At 70.7% G+C, this 18,727-nt stretch carries 10 protein-coding genes; 9 read left to right on the top strand and 1 reads right to left on the bottom strand.

The genetic code is table 11. The annotated features are described in order from the left end of the window. Positions 1–4 precede the first annotated feature (4 nt). The 7 genes from VF557_00500 to VF557_00470 all read left to right on the top strand — a co-directional run bounded on the left by VF557_00500 (position 5) and on the right by VF557_00470 (position 16,052). Complete coding sequence (locus VF557_00500) at positions 5–9,541, top strand: SDR family NAD(P)-dependent oxidoreductase (protein HEX8078666.1); 9,537 nt, start codon at positions 5–7, stop codon at positions 9,539–9,541. Next, the gene (locus tag VF557_00495) at positions 9,538–10,413 is read left to right on the top strand and encodes a 3-hydroxyacyl-CoA dehydrogenase NAD-binding domain-containing protein (GenBank protein HEX8078665.1); all 876 of its coding nucleotides are present in this window, start codon (positions 9,538–9,540) and stop codon (positions 10,411–10,413) included. Before VF557_00500 ends, VF557_00495 begins: the two co-directional genes overlap by 4 nt. Positions 10,414–10,463: 50 nt before the next feature. Continuing rightward, positions 10,464–10,718, top strand: a complete 255-nt coding sequence (locus VF557_00490) for an acyl carrier protein (GenBank protein ID HEX8078664.1) — start codon at positions 10,464–10,466, stop codon at positions 10,716–10,718. A gap of 2 nt (positions 10,719–10,720) precedes the next feature. Further along, entirely contained in the window at positions 10,721–11,872 is a 1,152-nt protein-coding gene (locus VF557_00485) for an acyl-CoA dehydrogenase family protein (protein HEX8078663.1), read from the top strand. Beyond that, positions 11,869–12,951 carry an HAD-IIIC family phosphatase gene (locus tag VF557_00480; protein ID HEX8078662.1) on the top strand — a complete coding sequence of 361 codons (1,083 nt, stop codon included), beginning with the start codon at positions 11,869–11,871 and terminating at the stop codon, positions 12,949–12,951. The genes VF557_00485 and VF557_00480 overlap by 4 nt, the downstream gene beginning before the upstream one ends. After that, entirely contained in the window at positions 12,948–13,712 is a 765-nt protein-coding gene (locus tag VF557_00475; protein HEX8078661.1) for an alpha/beta fold hydrolase, read from the top strand. Before VF557_00480 ends, VF557_00475 begins: the two co-directional genes overlap by 4 nt. A 171-nt stretch (positions 13,713–13,883) precedes the next feature. Next, entirely contained in the window at positions 13,884–16,052 is a 2,169-nt protein-coding gene (locus VF557_00470; GenBank protein HEX8078660.1) for an MMPL family transporter, read from the top strand. Positions 16,053–16,153: 101 nt separating this feature from the next. On the opposite strand, the gene VF557_00465 is transcribed toward VF557_00470, so the two are convergent. Next, a complete protein-coding gene (locus VF557_00465) occupies positions 16,154–16,660 on the bottom strand; it encodes a DUF1707 domain-containing protein (GenBank protein HEX8078659.1) in 507 nt (168 codons plus the stop codon). 387 nt (positions 16,661–17,047) lie between these two features. Here VF557_00465 and VF557_00460 point away from each other — a divergent pair, with 387 nt between their 5' ends. Both VF557_00460 and VF557_00455 read left to right on the top strand, forming a co-directional pair. Next, positions 17,048–17,845, top strand: coding sequence for an ABC transporter ATP-binding protein (locus VF557_00460; GenBank protein HEX8078658.1), 798 nt, complete (start codon positions 17,048–17,050; stop codon positions 17,843–17,845). After that, a complete protein-coding gene (locus VF557_00455) occupies positions 17,835–18,629 on the top strand; it encodes an ABC transporter permease (protein HEX8078657.1) in 795 nt (264 codons plus the stop codon). The genes VF557_00460 and VF557_00455 overlap by 11 nt, the downstream gene beginning before the upstream one ends. Positions 18,630–18,727 lie beyond the last annotated feature (98 nt).

Below are 18,727 nucleotides of genomic sequence, written 5' to 3'. Positions count from 1 at the left end.
TGACATGACAGACCAGACCGATTTCGAGATCTCCAGCACCGACATCGCCATCGTCGGCATGTCCGGGCGGTTCCCCGGCGCGGCCGACGTCGCCGAGCTGTGGGCCAACATCCGGGCGGGCCAGTCTGGCATCACCCGCTTCAGCGACGCCGAGCTGCGCGAGGCCGGAGTGGCCGAGCACCTGCTGGCCGACCCGAGCTATGTCAAGGCCGCGGCGGTGATCGAGGGCATCGAGGACTTCGACGCCGACTTCTTCGGGGTCGGTCCGCGGGAGGCGCAGATCCTGGACCCGCAGCAGCGGCTGTACCTGGAGCACAACTGGCAGGCACTGGAGGACGCCGGCTGTGACCCGACCCGCTTCGACGGAGCGATCGGGGTGTTCGGCGGCAGCGCCTGGAGCTCCTACCTGCAGCACAACCTGATGCCCAACCCGATGGCCAACGCCATGGGCGAGATGGTGGTGGGGCTGGCCAACGACAAGGACTCGCTCACCACCAGGGTGGCCCACACCCTCGGCCTGACCGGTCCGGCCTTCAGCATCCAGAGCTACTGCTCGACCTCGCTGGTCGCGGTCTGCGTTGCCTCGAGCAGCCTGGCCAACTTCGAGTGCGATCTCGCGTTGGCCGGTGGCGTCGCGGTGAACGTCCCGCATCGGGTCGGCTACCTCTACTCCGAGGGCGGCATCGCCCCGTCGGACGCCGAGTGCCGGGCCTTCGACGCCTCCGGTCAGGGCGCGGTGCTGGGCAGCGGCGTCGGCGTGGTCGCGCTGCGCCGGCTGTCGGACGCCCTTGCAGCCGGGGACCGCATCTACGCGGTGATCCGCGGCTGGGCGGTCAACAACGACGGCGGCCGCAAGGTCGGCTTCACCGCCCCCGGCGTGCAGGGCCAGGCAGCCGTGATCGCCGAGGCGCTGTCCAGCGCGGACCTCGGCGCCGCTGACATCGACTACGTCGAGGCGCACGGCACCGGCACCGCCCTCGGCGATGCCTCCGAACTCGCCGCCCTGCAGCAGGTGTTCTCCGGCGAGGACTGCCTGATCGGCTCGATCAAGACCAACCTCGGCCACCTGGACCGTGCCGCGGGCGTCACCAACCTGATCAAGACCTCGCTGGCGTTGCACAGGTCCGAGATCCCGCCCACCCGCAACCTCCTCACTCCCAACCCGCAGCTGTCGGCAGGCGATGCCCGCCTGGAGGTCGTCACCGAGCTGCGCAGCTGGCCGCGGACGGCGGCGCGCACCCGGCGGGCCGGCGTCAGCGCGTTCGGCATCGGGGGCACCAATGCCCATGTGGTGCTGGAGGAAGCCCCGGTCACCGAGCGGCCCGAGCCGGCGGCTCGTCCGGAGTTGCTGGTGTGGTCGGCTCGCACCGCCGCCGCGGCCGAAGCCCGGACCGCCGGCCTGGCCGAGCACCTGGCCGACAGCGCGACCGGCGACCGGCTCTGCGACGTCGCCCACACCCTGCAGAGCGGGCGACGGGCCTTCGAGCACCGCCGGGTCCTGGTGGCCTCGACGCCCGCCGAGGCGGCGCAGGGCATCGACACCGGCCAGGTGCTGGCCAGCACCGAATCCCGTACCGACCGTCCGGTCGGATTCCTGATCGCCGGCACCGGCGAGCAGTACCCGGGCATGGCCGCTGACCTCTACCGCGACGAGCCGGTGTTCCGGTCGGCGCTGGAGCAGTGCCGCCAGATCCTGATCGAGCGGCTGGACGGGCTGGACCCGCTGGAGGACATGCTCGCGCCGCGGCTGACGGGTTCGGACAACCTCAGTCGGCTGCTCGGCCGTGAGCCCGATAGCGCCGCCGCGACGCCGGCCGGAGACCGGACCGACCGGTTGCAGCCGGCCACCTTCGCGGTGGAGTACGCGCTGGCCCAGCTGGTGCTGTCCTGGGGCATCAAGCCCACCGTGCTGGCCGGCTACAGCGTCGGCGAGTACGTGGCGGCCTGTCTGTCCGGGGTGCTCAGCCTCGAGTCGGCGCTGGCCCTGGTGGCCTACCGCGCCACCCTGATCAACACGCTGCCGGCCGGCGCCATGGCCGCGGTGTCGCTGTCGCCGACCGAGCTGGCGCAGAGCCTGCGCCGGGCCGGGATCGATGGGATCGACATCGCCGCGGTCAACGGCGCCCAGCTGACGGTGGTCGCCGGCGAACCGGCCTCGATCGCGGCGTTCCGGGCGTTCCTGGAAACCGAGTCGGTGCCCTGCCGGCTGCTGGCCACCAGCCACGCCTTCCATTCCCGGATGTTGGAGCCGATCAAGGACACCCTGACCGCCTGGGTCGCCGAGCGGATTCCGCTGGCCGCGCCGGCAATCCCGTACCTGTCCAACGTCACCGGAACGTTCGCCACCACCGAGCAGGTCACCGACCCGGCGTACTGGGCCGAGCACATGTGTGCCCCGGTGCTGTTCGAGGCGAGCCTGAAGACCCTGCTGGAGCAGGGTGATCTGGCATTGCTGGAGATCGGTCCGGGGCAGTCCCTCGGGGCGATGGCCCGCGGGCACCAGGACTGCGCGCAGGAGCGCTGGCGCCGGGTGGTGGCCTCGCTGCCGGCAGCCAGCGACCCGCGCCCGGCCGGCACGGTGCTGACCGAGATGGTCGGCCGGCTCTGGCTGGCCGGGGTAGCCGTCGATTGGGCCGGCTACCAGCAGGATCGGCCGGTGGCCAAGGTCGGCCTGCCGGGTTACCCCTTCCAGCGCGAGCGGTACTGGATCGACGCCCCGGCCGCCGCCGAGCAGCCGGCGCTGTCGCCGGTCGCCGTGGCACGGCCCGCTGTCGCCGCCGACGGCGCCGGAGCCGGTGGGCCGGACAGCGAGGACCACGTCCAGCTGCTGACCCCGCGCTGGCTGCCCACGCCGCTGTCGGGCTCGGCGGCCGCTCCCGCGCGCCACATCCTGCTGGCCGACGGCGCCAGCGCCGACGGCGTGGCACAGGCGCTGGCAAACCTGCTGCGCCAGAACGGCGCCGAGCCGGTCCTGGCCCGCGACGAGTCCGGCCTGGCAGAGCTGGTGCGAACCGCACCGGACGGCCTCAAGGCCACCGTGCTGGACCTCAGACTGCTCGACCGGGGACCCGAGCTCGACGGCCGCGACCTGGTGCCGATGATCGCCGACCTGATCAACGCCTGCGGCAGCGACGGCGCCAGCGATGCCAGCGTCGTGCTGGTCACCCGCGGCGGCCAGCTGGTCAACCCGGGGGAGAGCCCGTTGCCCGGGCACGCCGCCGTGGCGGTGCTGCCGGTGGTGGCGAACATGGAGTACCTCAACCTCGAGTGCCGCGCTGTGGACCTGGACCCGGCGGCTGACGCCACCGCGGCCGCTGCCGCGCTGGCAGCCGAGCTGGCGCATCCGGCGACCGAGGTCCTGGTCGCCTACCGGGACGGCCTGCGGCACCTGCGCGAATTCGCCGCTGCCGCCGACGACCCGGCCGCCCTGCCGGCGGTGCCGGTGCGCTCCGGTGGCACCTACCTGATCACCGGCGGCCTCGGCGGGATCGGGCTGGTGCTGGCTGAGCACCTTGCCTGGGCCGGCGCCCGCCGGCTGGTGCTGACCAGCCGGTCCGGCGCGCCGACCGGCGCCACCGACCCGCGCCAGCGCGACCTGGAACGGCTGCGCGAGCTGGGCGTCGAGCTGGTGCTGGCGCGAGCCGACGCCGGTGACGCCGACGCGATGCGCGAGGTGATCGCCCAGACGCTGGCCACCGGCCCGCTGCACGGCATCGTGCACGCCGCGGCGCAGGTCGGCCGGGACACCTTCCGGCCGCTGCGCACCGTCGATGTCGAGTCCACGGCGGTGCACTTCGAGGCCAAGGTGGGGGGCGCGCAGGTTCTGCAGACGCTGCTCGCCGAACTGCCCGCCGAGCAGGCCCCGGACTTCTGCGTGCTGTTCTCCTCCACCTCGGCGGTGCTGGGCGGACTGGGCTTTGCCAGCTACGCCGCCGCCAACGCCGCGCTGACCGCGATCGCCTGCCGCAACGCCGCCGGTTCGACCCGGTGGATCGCGGCCAGCTGGGACACCTGGGCCAACACCCTGGAGCAGGCCCAGGACGGCACCGGCGCGACGATGCTGGCCCATTCGATGACCAGCGAGCAGGGCCTGAGCGCCTTTGACCGGCTGCTGTCCCAGCCCCGGGCCAGCGTGGTGGTCGCGGCGGCCGGGCTGGACACCCGGCTGCCCCGACTGACCTCGGCGATCGAGGAGCCGGTGGCCAGTGACCGCCGCTTCCCCCGTCCGGAGCTGCCGCAGCCCTACAGCCCGCCGCTGACCGCCACCGAACGAGCGCTGGCCGAGGTCTGGGCCGGCGTGCTCGGTGTCGAGCCGGTCGGAACCCGCGACAACTTCTTCGACCTCAGCGGCAACTCGCTGCTGGCGTTGCAGATGCTGGCGCTGGTCAAGAAGCGCTTCGGCGTCGCGGTCGCCTCGGTGACGCTGTTCGAGGCGCCGACCGTGCACGCGCTCGCGGCGGTGCTGGACCAGCAGGGCGGCGGCCTGGCCAACCGGCCTGCCAGCAGCGTTGCCGGCCAGCCGGTTGCCCGCACCACGACAGCCGTACCCACCGCTGCCAACGGCTCATCGGCCGATGTCCTGCCGGCAGTGCGGCCGGTGCCCCTGGCGCCCGCCGCCCGGACCGCGCCGACCCGCTCACACCGGGCCGGGTCGGCCGTCGATGACGACGACCGGCGGATCGCGGTCGTCGGGATGGCCGGCCGGTTCCCCGGCGCCGGCGATGTCGGCACCTTCTGGCAGAACCTCTGCAACGGCGTGGAGTCGATCAGCTTCTTCTCCGAGGAGGAGCTGCTCGCCTCCGGCGTCAGCAAGCTCGAGCTGTCCCATCCCAGCTATGTGCCGGCTCGTCCGGTGCTCGATGACATCAGCGGCTTCGACGCGGGCTTCTTCGGCATCAGCCCCCGGATGGCGGCGCTCACCGACCCGCAGCAGCGGCTGTTCCTGGAGGTCTGCTGGGAGGCGCTGGAGCAGTCCGGCTACGCCGCGGCAGAACACCGCGGACGGGTCGGGGTGTACGGCGGCGCCAACATCAGCACCTACCTGCTGCAGATGCCTGAAGAGGCGGTGCTGGGCAACGACGTCAGCACCTACGAGATCATCATGGGCAACGACAAGGACGCCCTGACCACGACGGTGTCCTACCTGTTCGACCTCTACGGGCCCAGCGTCGCGGTGCAGACCTTCTGCTCGACCTCGCTGGTGGCCACCCACCTGGCGATGCAGAGCCTGCGCAACGGCGAATGCGAGCTGGCGCTGGCCGGCGGGGTGTCGATCCGGGTTCCGAACAAGGTGGGCCACACCTTCGGCCCCGGCGGCATGGAGTCACCCGACGGTCACGTCCGCACCTTCGACGCCAACGCCCGGGGCAGCATGTTCGGCGACGGCGCGGCCGTGGTCGCGCTCAAGCGGCTGCCCGACGCCATCCGCGACGGCGACCACATCTGGTCGGTGCTGCGCGGCTCGGCGATCAACAACGACGGCGCGCTCAAGGTCGGCTACACCGCCCCGAGCGTGGTGGGCCAGGCCCGGGTGATCGCGGACGCGCTCGCCGACGCCGGTGTCACCGGTGAGGACATCAGCTACATCGAGGCGCACGGCACCGCGACCGAACTCGGCGACCCGATCGAGCTGGCGGCGCTGACCCGCGCCTTCGGCCCGACCACCGACAACCAGTACTGCCCGATCGGATCGGTCAAGACCAACATCGGTCACCTGGACCGCGCGGCCGGGGTGACCGGGCTGATCAAGACGTCGCTGGCGTTGCGTGAGGAGCTGATCCCGGCCAGCCTGCACTACACCAGCCCGAACCCCGAGATCGACTTCGAGAACAGCCCGTTCTATGTCAACAGCAACCTCTCGCCCTGGCGCACCCGGGACGGCCGGCTGCCGATGGCGGGCATCAACTCCCTCGGCATGGGCGGCACCAACGTCCACGTCGTGGTGGAGCAGGCGCCGACCCGCGCGCTGAGCGCGGCGCCGGAGTCGACGGCACGCCGTTACCAGGTGCTGCCGGTGTCCGCGCGGACCGCCGCGGCCGCGGGCCAGGCCTGCGACCGGCTCGCCGCGCATCTGGGCGGGGTGGCCGGCGCCCGGCTGGTCGACGTCGCCTACACCCTGCAGGTCGGGCGCAAGACCTTCGAGCACCGCCGGGTGGCGGTGGCCCAGGACCTGGCCGAGGCGGCCGGAGTGCTGTCCGGTTCGGAGAGCGCCGGCGGCGCGAGCCTGCTGAGCCGGGTGGACGCCGTTCGCGGCCGCCAGCTGGCGATGCTGTTCACCGGCGTCGGCGAGCAGTACCCCGGCATGGTCAGCGAGCTGTACCGCCGCGAGCCGGTGTTCGCCGCCGCGCTGGCGGAGTGCCTGACGCTGCTGAGTCCGGAGTTGCCCGACACCGACCTGCTCGACCTGCTGGCCGGCCCGCGCGGCGCGGTGGCGGGGCTGGCCGCGCTGCTCGGTCGCACCGACTCGACGCAGGACCCGCGGGCCGCTGCTCTGGAGCGCACCGAGGTGGTGCAACCGGCGCTGTTCGCCGTGGAGTACGCGCTGGCGCGCACCTTGCAGGCCTGGGGCGTGCAGCCGCAGGTGATGCTCGGGTACAGCCTGGGCGAGTACGTCGCGGCGTGCCTGGCCGGCGTGCTGTCACTGCCTGACGCCGTGGCGCTGGTGTGCCACCGCGCGAAGCTGATCGCCACCGTCGCGCCCGGCTCGATGATCGCGGTGTCCCTGACCGCCGAGCAGCTGCAGGCCCGGTTCCCGCTGTCCGAGCGGCAACTCGACATCGCCGCCTTCAACGGGCCGCAGGTCACCGTGGTCGCGGGTCCGGTACCGGCCGTGCAGGCCCTGGCCGAGGACCTGCGCAAGGCCGAAGTCCCGTGTCGGCTGCTGAGCACCACCCACGCCTTCCACAGCCGGATGCTGGAGCAGGTGGGCGAGCAGCTCACCAGCTGGGTCGCCGCGAACGTGCGCCTGAACCCGCCGCAGCTGAGCTACATCTCCAACCTGACCGGCGGGTACGCCGAGGCGGACCTGGTCTGCGATCCCGGTTACTGGGCCAAGCACATGTGCCAACCGGTGCAGTTCGCGGCCGGCGCGCAGACCCTGCTCGCCGACCCGGAGCTGGCGGTGCTCGAAGTCGGGCCCGGCCAGTCCCTGGGCGCGCTGATCCGCGGCGCGGGCGCAGAGCCCCGGCAGTGGCCGCTGATCCTGTCGCTGCTGCCGGCCGCCAACGACAACCGCCCGGACGACGCGGTCCTCACCGACGCCCTGGCCCGGCTGTGGCTGCTCGGCGTCGAGCTGGACTGGGTGAGCCACCACGACCGGCAGCCGGGCGCGCAGGAGCCTGAGCTCGACCTCCGGCCCGGCCGGGTGCCGCTGCCGACCTACCCGTTCCAGCGGCAGCGTTACTGGATCGACGGCGCGCCGCGCGGGCTGTCCGGGGCACTGCCGGCAACGGCGCCGGCCCAGTCCGAGCCGGCCTCGCAGGCCCCGTCGGAGATGAGCTTCGACACCATCGCCACGCTGCCCAAGCTGGACGAGGACGAGTGGCTGCATCTGCCGGTGTGGCGCCAGACCGCGCGGCCGGCAGCCGCCGAGCAGCAACCCGGCTTGTGGCTGGTCTACACCCGCGGTGGCACCGCCGACGAGGTGGTGGCCCGGCTGCGCCGGACGCTGCCGAGCACTGCCACGGTGGACGTGGTGCGCCCCGGTGACGGCTACGCCGCCGTCGAGGACGGCTACACCGTGCGGCCGGGCAACGTCGAGGACACCCTGGCGCTGTTGCGCGAGCTGCGCTCAGCCGGCCGCCCGTTGACGCGGGCGGTGCACCTGTGGGCCCTGGAGTCCGCGCCCGATGAGGTGATGCTGTCCCAGGGCGTGCACACCCTGGTGGCGCTGGCCCGCGCGGCCGGCGAGCTGGGCATGGACACCTGGTCGCTGGACGTGGTGGTCTCGGGCACCCAGCAGGTGCTCGACGACGACGTGTCCCGGCCCTACGCCGCGACACTGACCGGCCCGTGCCGGGTGATCCCGCTGGAGTACCCGAACGTCACCAGCCGGTTGGTCGACCTGGACCCGGCTCCGATCATGAGCCCGGCCGCGATCGCCGGCCTGCTGGCCGAACTGCAGAGCCCGCAGGCCGACGCGCTGGTGGCGTTGCGCCACGGCCGTCGCTGGTTGCCCGAGTACCACCGCATGGTGGCCCCGCCGGTCACCCAGGGCGCCGGCGGCGACGTGCTGCGCGAGGGCGGGGTGTACCTGATCACCGGCGGCCTCGGCGGCATCGCGCTGGCGATGGCCGAGCGGCTGGCCCGGGACTACTCCGCCAAGCTGGTCCTGCTGGGCCGCAACGGCCTGCCGGAGCGCTCGCAATGGCCGGCGATCCTGGCCGCGGACCCGGAGTCCGGGAAGGTCGATGACCGCACCCGGCGACGGGTGGCGGCGGTGTCGGGCCTGCTCGAGCACGGCGCCGAGGTCGAGATCGTCACCGGTGACGTCGCCAGCACCGACGACGTCCGCCGGGCTGTCGAGCTGGCTCTGGAACGCTTCGGCGCGCTGCACGGCGTGCTGCACGTCGCCGGCCTGCCGGCGATGGGGCTGATGCAGTTCAAGCGCCCGGCCGAGCTGGATCTGGTGCTGGCCCCGAAGGTCGCCGGCACCCTGGCGATCGCCGACGCGTTGCGGATCGGCAAGCCCGATGAGATCGAGCTGGACTTCCTGGCGCTGTTCTCCTCGATCACCTCGACCACCGGCGGCGGCCCGGGCCAGGTGGACTACTGCTCGGGCAACGCCTTCCTGGACAGCTACGCCTACCAGCTGGCGGCAACCGGCCGCCGGGTGCTGTCGATCAACTGGGGCGAGTGGACCTGGAACGCCTGGGAGGAGGGGCTCACCGGCTACGCCGACACCCTGGCGGACTTCTTCCGCGAGAACCGGGCCCGGATCGGCATCGGCTTCGAGGAGGGCTGGCGCTCGCTGCTGCGGGTGCTGGCCTGTGACGAGCCGCGGATCGTGGTGTCTACCCAGGACTTCGAGACCATGGTCGGTTACAGCTCGAAGTTCACGGTCGCGGCCGTGACCTCGACGGCGATGTCCGGCGGGGGCGGCACCAGGCACCCGCGGCCGGAACTGGTCACCTCCTACCAGGAGCCCAGCGGCGCCGTGGAGACGGCGATCGCTGCCATCTGGTCGGAGTCGCTGCGGCTGGAGCAGGTCGGCGCCGCCGACAACTTCTTCGAGCTGGGCGGCAACTCACTGCTGGGGGTGAGCATCGTGGCCGCGTTGCGCGCCGAGTTCACCTCGGTGGAGCTGCCGCCGCACATCCTCTACGAGGCGCCCACCGTCGCGGCGCTGGGCCGGGTCATCGAGACGGCCCAATCCGGCGACGCGGTGACCGGCGGCTCGGCGAACGGGGACGGCGAGGACGGCAGCCAGGTACGCGCCCAACTACGCAGATCAGGGCTGGAAGCCTCCGCCGGACGCCGCAAGGCACGGCAGGGCCAACAGCAGACCAAGGACCTAACAGGTACGGAGACGGAGCAGTCATGAGTGTGGTCGGAGTTATCGGAGCGGGAGTGATGGGTGTCGGGGTCGCGCAGGCCCTGGCGCAGACCGGGCACGACGTGGTCCTGGTCGACACCAGCGAGCAGATCCTCGCCGACGCGCTGGCTACCATCCGGCGCAACTGCCGGATGAGCCGGCTGCTGGGCGGTCCGGCGATCGACGCCGATCAGGTGCTGGCCAGGATCAGCACGGGGGTGGGCGCCGACGCGGTCGCCAAGGCCGACCTGGTCATCGAGAACGTCCCCGAGGACTGGGCGATCAAGCGCGAGGTGTTCGCCGAGCTGGACGCCGCGTGCGGCCCGGACACCGTCTTCATCGTCAATACCTCGGCGATCCCGATCGCCAAGGTCGCGACCGTCACGAGCCGTCCGGACAAGGTCATCGGGGTGCACTTCATGAACCCGGTGCCGATGAAGCCGACGGTGGAGATGATCCCGGGGTTCCACACCTCGGCCGAGACCATCGAGCGCACCCGGAGCCTGCTCGCCGCCATGGGCAAGAAGGCGGTCGACGTCAAGGACTCCTGCGGGTTCATCTCCAACCGGCTCTCGCACGTGTTCATGAACGAGGCCGCGTACCTGGTGTATGAGGGCGTGGCCACCGCGGAGGCCGTGGACGAGGTGTTCCGCAGTTGCTTCGGGCACCCGATGGGGCCGCTGGAGACGGCGGACCTGATCGGCGTGGACACCGTCCTCTACAGCGTCGAGGTGCTCTACCAGCACTACGCCGACAGCAAGTACCGGCCCTGTCCGCTGCTGCGTCAGATGACCGACGCCGGGCTGCACGGCCGCAAGTCCGGTCGCGGCTTCTACGACTACGCCGGATCCACCGACGTGCCGGCCCGCACGGCCGGCTGAGCACCACCTTCCTACAACCGCTGGTTTTACCGACATAGGAGTCGAAGACAATGTCAGAACACACGAATGCCCAGATTCTCGGTTTCCTGCACAGCCGCTTTCCGCAGGTGGAGATCGGCGAGGACGAGGACATCTTCCAGATCGGGTTCGTGAACTCGCTGTTCGCGATGGAGCTGGTGATGTTCGTGGAGAAGACCTTCTCCGTCACCGTTCCCAACGACGAGCTGCGGATCGACAACTTCCGCACCGTCACCTCGATGTCGGAGCTGGTGCACAGGCTCTCATCCCAACCCGTTGAGGTGTGAGCATGACTGATTCGGTCGTCCTCGCCAAGGATGTCGGCGTGGTTGGCGACCGGGCGTCGGCGCGTGCCTTCGTCGATGCGCACATCTCCCCGTACGCCAACGACTTCGAGCGTGCGGGTCGGCTGCCCGAGGAGCTGCTCGAGCGGATGAGCGCCGCCGGCATGTGGGCGCCGTTCCTGCCCGAGCGGTTCGGCGGCGCCGGCATGGACATGGTGACGTTGGGCCACCTGCACGAAGAGGTGGGTCGCGGTTGCTCCTCGGTCCGCAGCCTGCTCACGGTGCACACCATGGTGGCCTGGGCGCTGCAGCGGTGGGGGAGCGCGGCGCAGTGCGAGCAGTGGGCGCTGCCGCTTGCCACCGGCGCCACCCTCGGGGCGTTCTGCCTGTCCGAGCCTGAGGCCGGCAGCGACGCCACCGGTATCCGGACCAGCGCCGTGGAGTCCGGCGGCGGCTGGGTGCTGGACGGGGTCAAGACCTGGATCACCAATGGCCAGCGGGCCGATCTGTTCCTGGTGTTCGCCCGCACCGCCGGCAGCATCGGCGCCTTTCTGGTGCCGAGGAACACCCCGGGGGTCGAGGTCCGGCCGATTCCGGAGATCCTCGGCACCCGCGGGTCGATGCTCGGCAAGATCACGTTCACCGACGTCCGGCTCGGTCCGGACGCGCTGCTCGGTCCCAGCGGCTTCACCGCCGGCATGATGCTGACCGGCACCCTGGACCTCGGGCGCTACAGCGTGGCGGTCGGCTCGGTCGGGATCATCCAGGCGTGCCTGGAAGCCTGCGCGTCCTACACCAACCAGCGCAGCGTGGGCGGCACGACCCTGCGCAACCTGCAGCTGATCCAAGCCAAGGTCAGCGACATGGTCACCGACGTGCGGGCCGCCCGGCTGCTCTGCGGGGAGGCCGGCCGGCTCAAGGACGCCGGTGAAGCGGCAACCATCATGGCCACCTGGGTGGCGAAGTACTTCGCCTCCACCGCGGCCGCCAAACACGCCTCCGAAGCGGTCCAGATCCATGGCGCGAACGGGTGCGGGCCGGACTACCCGGTCGCGCGCCTGTACCGCGACGCCAAGGTGATGGAAATCATCGAGGGCAGCAACGAAGTCCAGCGGATCACCATCGCTGGCGCGGCATACCGGGAGATGAACCTGTGAGCATTGACCAGCAGAGCACCCTGACTCCTGCCCCACCGGCCGGCAAGCCGGTGCGGGGTCGGATCAAGTGCATCGTGTGGGACCTGGACAACACCCTGTGGGACGGGGTGCTGCTCGAGGACGAGGCGGTCACCCTGCGTCCCTGGGTGGTGGAGCGGATCAAGCGCCTGGATGAGATGGGCATCCTGCAGTCGGTGGCGAGCAAGAACGACCGCGCGGTGGCGATGGCCAAGCTGCGGGAGTTCGGTCTCGATGAGATCCTGCTGTACCCGCAGATCAACTGGAACGCCAAGTCCAGCTCGATCCAGCTGATCGCCAAGGCGCTCAACCTGGGCCTGGACGCGTTCGCCTTCGTCGATGACCAGGAGTTCGAGCGCGCCGAGGTCAACCACGTGTTGCCCGCCCTGACCTGCGTGGACATCCTGGAGCTGGACGAGGCACTGGAGCGCCCGGACTTCCGGCCCCGCTTCCTCACCGACGAGTCGGCCCAGCGGCGCGAGATGTACCGCGGCCAGATCGCCCGGGACGAGCTGGAGGAGGAGTTCGTCGGCACCAACGACGAGTTCCTGGCCAGCCTGGAGATGTGCTTCACCCTCGAGCGCGCCAAGCGGCAGGACCTGCAGCGCGCCGAGGAGCTCACGGTGCGCACCAACCAGCTGAACTCCACCGGGCACACCTACTCCTACGACGAGCTCGACGCCGTGCGCGAGTCGCCGGATCACCTGTTGCTGGTCGCCTCGCTCACCGACAAGCTCGGCAGCTACGGCAAGATCGGGCTCGCGCTGGTGGACAAGGGCGAGAAGGTCTGGAAGCTGCGGATGATGCTGATGTCGTGCCGGGTGATGTCGCGCGGCGTGGGCATGGTGATGCTGAACCACATCATGACCCTGGCCAAGGAAGCCGGCGTCGCCCTGCACGCCGACTTCGTCGAGACCGGCCGCAACCGGATGATGCAGATCACCTATGCCTTCGCGGGCTTTCGCGAGGTGAGCCGGGACGGCAACCTGGTGGTGCTGGGCGCTGACCTCGACGCGTTGCAGGAGCCGCCGCCCTACGTCCGGCTCGAGATCCTCACGTGACCCGGGCCGCCCAGCAGACCAGCCGCTGGCTGCCCTTGCACGCCTTTCCTGATCTCGGTGGCCTGCCGCTGTTCTGCCTTCCGCACGCCGGTGGCGGCGCCTCGGCGTACCGGGCCTGGCTGGGCCGGTTGCCCGGCGTCGACGTGCTGCCGGTGCAGCCGCCCGGGCGGGAGGCGCGGCTGCGGGATGCTCCCTACGAGCAGATGGCGCCGCTGGCCGCCGACCTGGCCGGCGTGATCACCGAGGCCGCGGCCGGCCGCCCGTTCGCCGTCTACGGCCACAGCCTCGGCGCGCTGGTGGCGTTCGAGACGCTGCGCGAGATCCGGCGGCGGGGCGGCGAGCAGCCGGTCCAGCTGTTCGTCTCCGGCTGCGTCGCGCCGCATTGCCCGATCGAGGACGGTCCACCGGTGACGGGGATGACCCAGCCGCAGCTGGTGCAGATGCTGCGCCAGCTCGGCGGCACCCCGGATTGGCTGCTCGCCGATCCCGAGGTGCTGCAGATGATCCTGCCCGCGGTCCGGGCCGATTTCAGCGTGAAAGAGACCTACTCCTACCAGCCGGAGCCCCCGCTGGACGTGCCGGTGACCGTGCTGTCCAGCACCGCGGACCCCCGCGCGCCGCACGAGTGGCAGCAGCGGTGGCACGAGCAGACCAGCGCCGGCTTCGCCCTGCACACCCTGCCGGGCGGCCATTTCGCGGTCTTCGAGCGCTCCGAGGTGGCCCTGGGCCACGTCGCCGGGGCGTTGCGCGGCTGGTTGTAGGCCTCGCAACTGTCACTTTGGTGACACTGGCAACTATCGGCCACGCGGCGGGTCTGTCGACCCACCTACTTCTCTGGGACCATTCAGGTACCGGGGCCTGACACTGATGTGCTGTGCGGAGGACGAAACATGTTCGCTTGGTGGGGAACGGTCATTGGCAGGCTCAGGTGGTTGGTACTGGTCCTGACACTGGGTTTCGTCGCATTCTCAGGGGTCTGGGGCATCGGGGTGTTCGACGCGCTGTCCGACGACTCCAGCCTGGACAACCCGGCAAGTGAGTCCCAGCGCATCAATGAGCGGGTGCTGGCCGAGGTCGGACCGCAGCACACCGACTTCATCGCGCTCTACTCCAGTGACACCCTGTCGGTCGAGGATCCGCAATTCCGCGGCGCGGTAGAGGCGGTCGCGACCCGGCTGCAGGCCTCGCCGGCGGTGGCCGAGGTGAACTCCTACTACAGCACCGGCTCGCCTTCGATGGTGTCGACCGACAAGCGCCAGACCTACCTGGCGATCCGGTTGTCATCCGAGGCCTCCGACGATGACGAGACGGAGATCCGCGACAATCTCGCGGCCACCGGTCTGCGCACCCAGGTGGGCGGCCAGACCGCCGTCGACCTCGACATCGACGGCCAGATCCCCAGTGACATCGCGCGGGCCGAGATGATCGCGATGCCGATCCTGCTGCTGCTGCTGCTCGTAGTCTTCGGCAGCGTGGTCGCGGCTCTGATGCCGGTGCTGATCGGCGCCGTCGCGGTGCTCGGCGCGTTCGCGCTGGTCCGGGTGATCACCATGTTCACCGATGTGTCGATCTTCTCGATCAACATCATCACCATCCTGGGCCTGGGACTGGCCGTGGATTACGGGCTTTTCATAGTCAGCCGGTTCCGCGACGAGCTGGACGCCAACGCGAGCGTCGAGCAGGCCCTGGCCCGCACGATGGCCACTGCCGGGCGGACCGTGGTGGTCTCCGGCGTGCTGGTGATGCTGGCGCTGTCCAGCCTGATGATCTTTCCGCAGGTGTTGCTGCGCTCGATGGGCCTGGGCGGCGCGGCCGCCGTCCTGGTGGCGATGGTGGCCAGCCTGACGGTGCTGCCGGCGCTGCTGGCGGTGCTCGGCCACCGGGTCAACGCGCTCAGGTTGCCCTGGGCGCGCAAGCGGGGGGTTGCGAGCGTGACCGGAGCGGTCGCGGCCGGCGCCGGCCGCGCGCTGCAAGACGGCCGGTGGGCCCGGATCGCCGGACAGGTGATGCGCCGGCCGGTGCTCTACCTGATCGGCGTGGTCGCCTTGCTGGCCGTGTTGACCATGCCGTTCCTGGGCATCCGCTTCGGCGGCATCGACGAGCGGATGCTGCCGCCCGGCACCGAGAGCCAGGTGGTGTCGGCCCGGCTGGCCGCCGACTTCCCGAACGGCACCATCCGGCCCATCCGGGTGCTGATCAGCTCTGCCGCGCCGGAAGCGGCGGCGGCCTTCAGGCAGCAGGTCGATAGCGTCCCCGGGGTCACCGACATCGCGGTGGCGGCGCAGCAGGGTGGGTCCACCTTGTTGACGGTCAGCTATGCCGGTGACGCCAGCAGCGAACCCGCGCGCCAGATCGTCTCCTCGATCCGTGACCTGCCGGCGCCGCCGGGCGCGCAGGTGATGGTGGGCGGGTCCACCGCGAGCGTGATGGACCAGCTCGACTCGCTGACCGAACGGCTGCCGTGGATGGCGTTGCTGGTCGCCCTGATCACCTTCGTGGTGCTGACAGTGGCGTTCGGCTCGGTGGTGGTCCCGCTCAAGGCCATCGTGATGAACGTGGTGTCGCTGGGCGCGGCTTTCGGCGCGGTGACCTGGATCTTCCAGGACGGCCACCTGTCCGGGCTGTTCAACTTCATCCCGACCGGATACGTCGAGTCCAGCCAGCCGATCCTGATGGTGGCGATCCTGTTCGGATTGTCCATGGACTACGAGGTGTTCCTGCTCTCCCGGGTCCGCGAGAACTGGGATGAGCTCGGCGACAACACCGAGGCGGTGAAGAGCGGGGTGCAGCACACCGGCTGGCTGATCTCCACCGCCGCCGTGCTCCTGTGCGTGGTGGTCGGCAGCTTCGCGACCTCGGGCATCACCTTCATCAAGATGATCGGCGTCGGGATGGTCGTGGCGCTGCTGGTCGACGCCACGCTGGTGCGGCTGATACTGGTGCCGGCCACCATGCGCCTGTTGGGCCGGTACAACTGGTGGGCGCCGTCGTTCGTGCAGGCGCTCTACGGCCGGTACGGCGTCAAGGAGACCCTGCCGCCGCAGGAGGCGACCGAGCCGACGGCACGCCCGGAGTCAGACCTGGCGTTGCACCGACACTGATCGGCTTCGCGCCACGGCGCGCGGCAACAGATCAGCGGTGTGCCGCACCGATCAGCGTTGTGCCACAACGGGAAAGCCCGGCGGATGGCCGGCTCCCGCGGTCAGCGCCGGCGGCGGGCCGCTGAGTCGCGCCGCTGGGCGGCCGCCGTGCGGCGGTTCCGCCCGATCACCGTCACCCCGATCGAGACTCCGAGCAGCGCGGCGCCGCTGGGGCCGGCCACCCAGGCGGGCCAGAAGTACTTCAGGTCCCCGGCCGCGCTGACCATGGCCCAGATCACCACGTTGATCAGGACCGCGCTCAACCAGATCGTCCAGAGCACCTTGAGGGCGATGGGCAGATCCCGGATGAAGCCGGCGGACGTGTCGGACAACCGCGGCGCGGGCGCGGGTGGCGGCGCGGGCCGCTTGGCGGCCGGCAGGTCGGCGGCCACCTCGGCAAGCTCGGCGTAGGTGCGCGCCTGGTAGGCCTGGGCCACCCGCTCGTTCCACTCGACCAGCCCGAGCCGGCCCTCGTCGACGGCGGTTCTGAGCTGATCGACGACTGCCTGCCGATCGCTGTCCGAGGCACGCACGCCGCCGGCCGGACGGGGCTCAGGTGACTGGTCCATTGGAAGTTCCTCCGCACGGTATGGGTAAAGCCAGTTCGCGGGGAGCCGCACCCTGAGGTGAGCGGCGCCGAGCACTGCAGCGATGATATCGACTCGACGGCGGCCGCCGGGCCACGCCGGCGCTGACAGGTAGCGGTCAGCGCCCGGACCAGCCACGCCGATGGCCTAAATTCTCAGACCACTTCTTGCCAATAGCGGTATCCCGCGGGCTTCCCTATCTTAGGAATTGCTCCTGGCAGATCACTTGATCGCCGCAGTACCGCCGAAGCACATTCGTGCGGCCCTAGCACCGATTTGGCGATGACGAGACGCCGCCATCGTCGGTGCACTTACCTGGGATGTGACACCTTGCTCGAAGTTCTGGACTTGACTAAACGTTACGGCGCAGTGACCGCGCTCGACGGGTTCAGCTTGCAGGTGGCCTCGGGCGAGATCGTCGGGCTCGTGGGCCACAATGGCGCGGGCAAGACCACTTTCGTGGAGATCGCCTCGGGCCTGGTCCGTCAGGACAGCGGCACGCTGACCATCAACGGCAGGCTGCCGGCGCAGGCCCGCGGCCAGGTCGGGGTGACACCGCAGCACATCGGCCTGTACCCCTCGATCACCGTGCGCGAGCACCTTGACCTCTTCGGCCGGCTCGCCGGCCTGCGCCGCGAGGCGCTCACCAACGCCATCGACGAGCTCGCGGTCGCGCTGCGGCTGACCGAGATCATGGACCGGCGCACCGGCGTGCTGTCCGGTGGTCAGCAGCGCCGTACCCAGGCCGCCACCGCCCTGATCCACCGGCCCTCGGTGTTGCTGCTGGACGAGCCGACCGCGGGCGCGGATCAGGAGACCCGGCAGGCGATGCTCGATGTCGTCAAGCAGCGGGCCGGTGAGGGCGCCGCGGTGGTCTACACCACCCACTACCTGCCCGAACTCACCGAGCTGCAGGCCACCATCGCCGTCATCCGCGCCGGGCGCATCGTCGCCAGGGGCAGTTATGACGAGCTGGTCCGGGGACTCCCGGGCGAGGTACGGGTGATCTTCGAGGACGAGGAGGACCTGCGGGTCTCCACCACCGAGCCGACCGTCACCCTGATCGAACTGCTCAGCTCCACCGACCGCCCGATCAGCGCGGTCGAACTACGTAACGCATCGCTCGACGATGTCTACCGGTCCCTGGCGGTCAACAATGCTTCTTGACACCCCGGCTGCTGCCGGCCCGATGGCCGGCCTGCGTGGCTCGGTCTACCGGATCTCGGCGATCACGCGGCACAACCTGACGATCCGGCTGCGCGACCCGGGCCAGATGATCAGCTACATCGTGATGCCGATGGTCCTGATGGTGGTGCTCAAGCCGCTCTACACCAGGGCGGTCGAGGGCGGCGCGGTGCAGGTGGTCACCGGCCTGCTGGTGATGTTCTCGGTCTTCGCGATCGCCATCGCCGGCAACTCGATCCTGGTCGAGCGGCAGTGGCACACCTGGGACCGGCTGCGCCAGAGCCGCGCCTCGGCGACCGAGATGCTGCTGGGCAAGACCCTTCCGATCTTCGCGGTGATGCTGCTGCAGCAGAGCTTGCTGTTCTGCTACGGCTGCCTGGTCATCGGGATCCCGTGGCCGCGCTCGCCCCACTACGTCGCGCTCGCCATCTTCGTCTGGACCTTCTCCTTGCTGGCCATGGGCGCCGCGCTTGCCACGGTCGCCCGCAGCCTGGGCGAGCTCGGCGTGATCTCGGACGTGGGCGCGCTGGTGCTGAGCTCGCTCGGCGGCGCTCTGGTGCCGTTGAGCATCCTGCCGGGTTGGGCCGGAACGCTGGCCCACATCTCTCCGGGGTACTACGCGCTGTCGATGTTCCAGGCCGCGGTCCGCGGTGACACCCGCGACGTGCTGGTGCCCGCCGCGATCCTGATGGGGCTGGGCCTGCTGGCCGGCGTGTACGCGGTGCGGCGGCTGGCTCGCGGATGGGGCCGAACCCGCCTGCTGTAGCCCGCCGGGCTGTCACCTCAACGGGCGATCCCGGACCCGTCCACCATGCCGAAGCGCGAGACGTCACATCTGGCCAGATGTGCGGTGATCGTTACTGA

It is taken from the genome of Jatrophihabitans sp. (assembly GCA_036389035.1).
Taxonomy (GTDB): Bacteria; Actinomycetota; Actinomycetes; order Mycobacteriales; family Jatrophihabitantaceae; genus Jatrophihabitans_A.
This window is presented reverse-complemented; position numbering and strand designations above follow the sequence as displayed.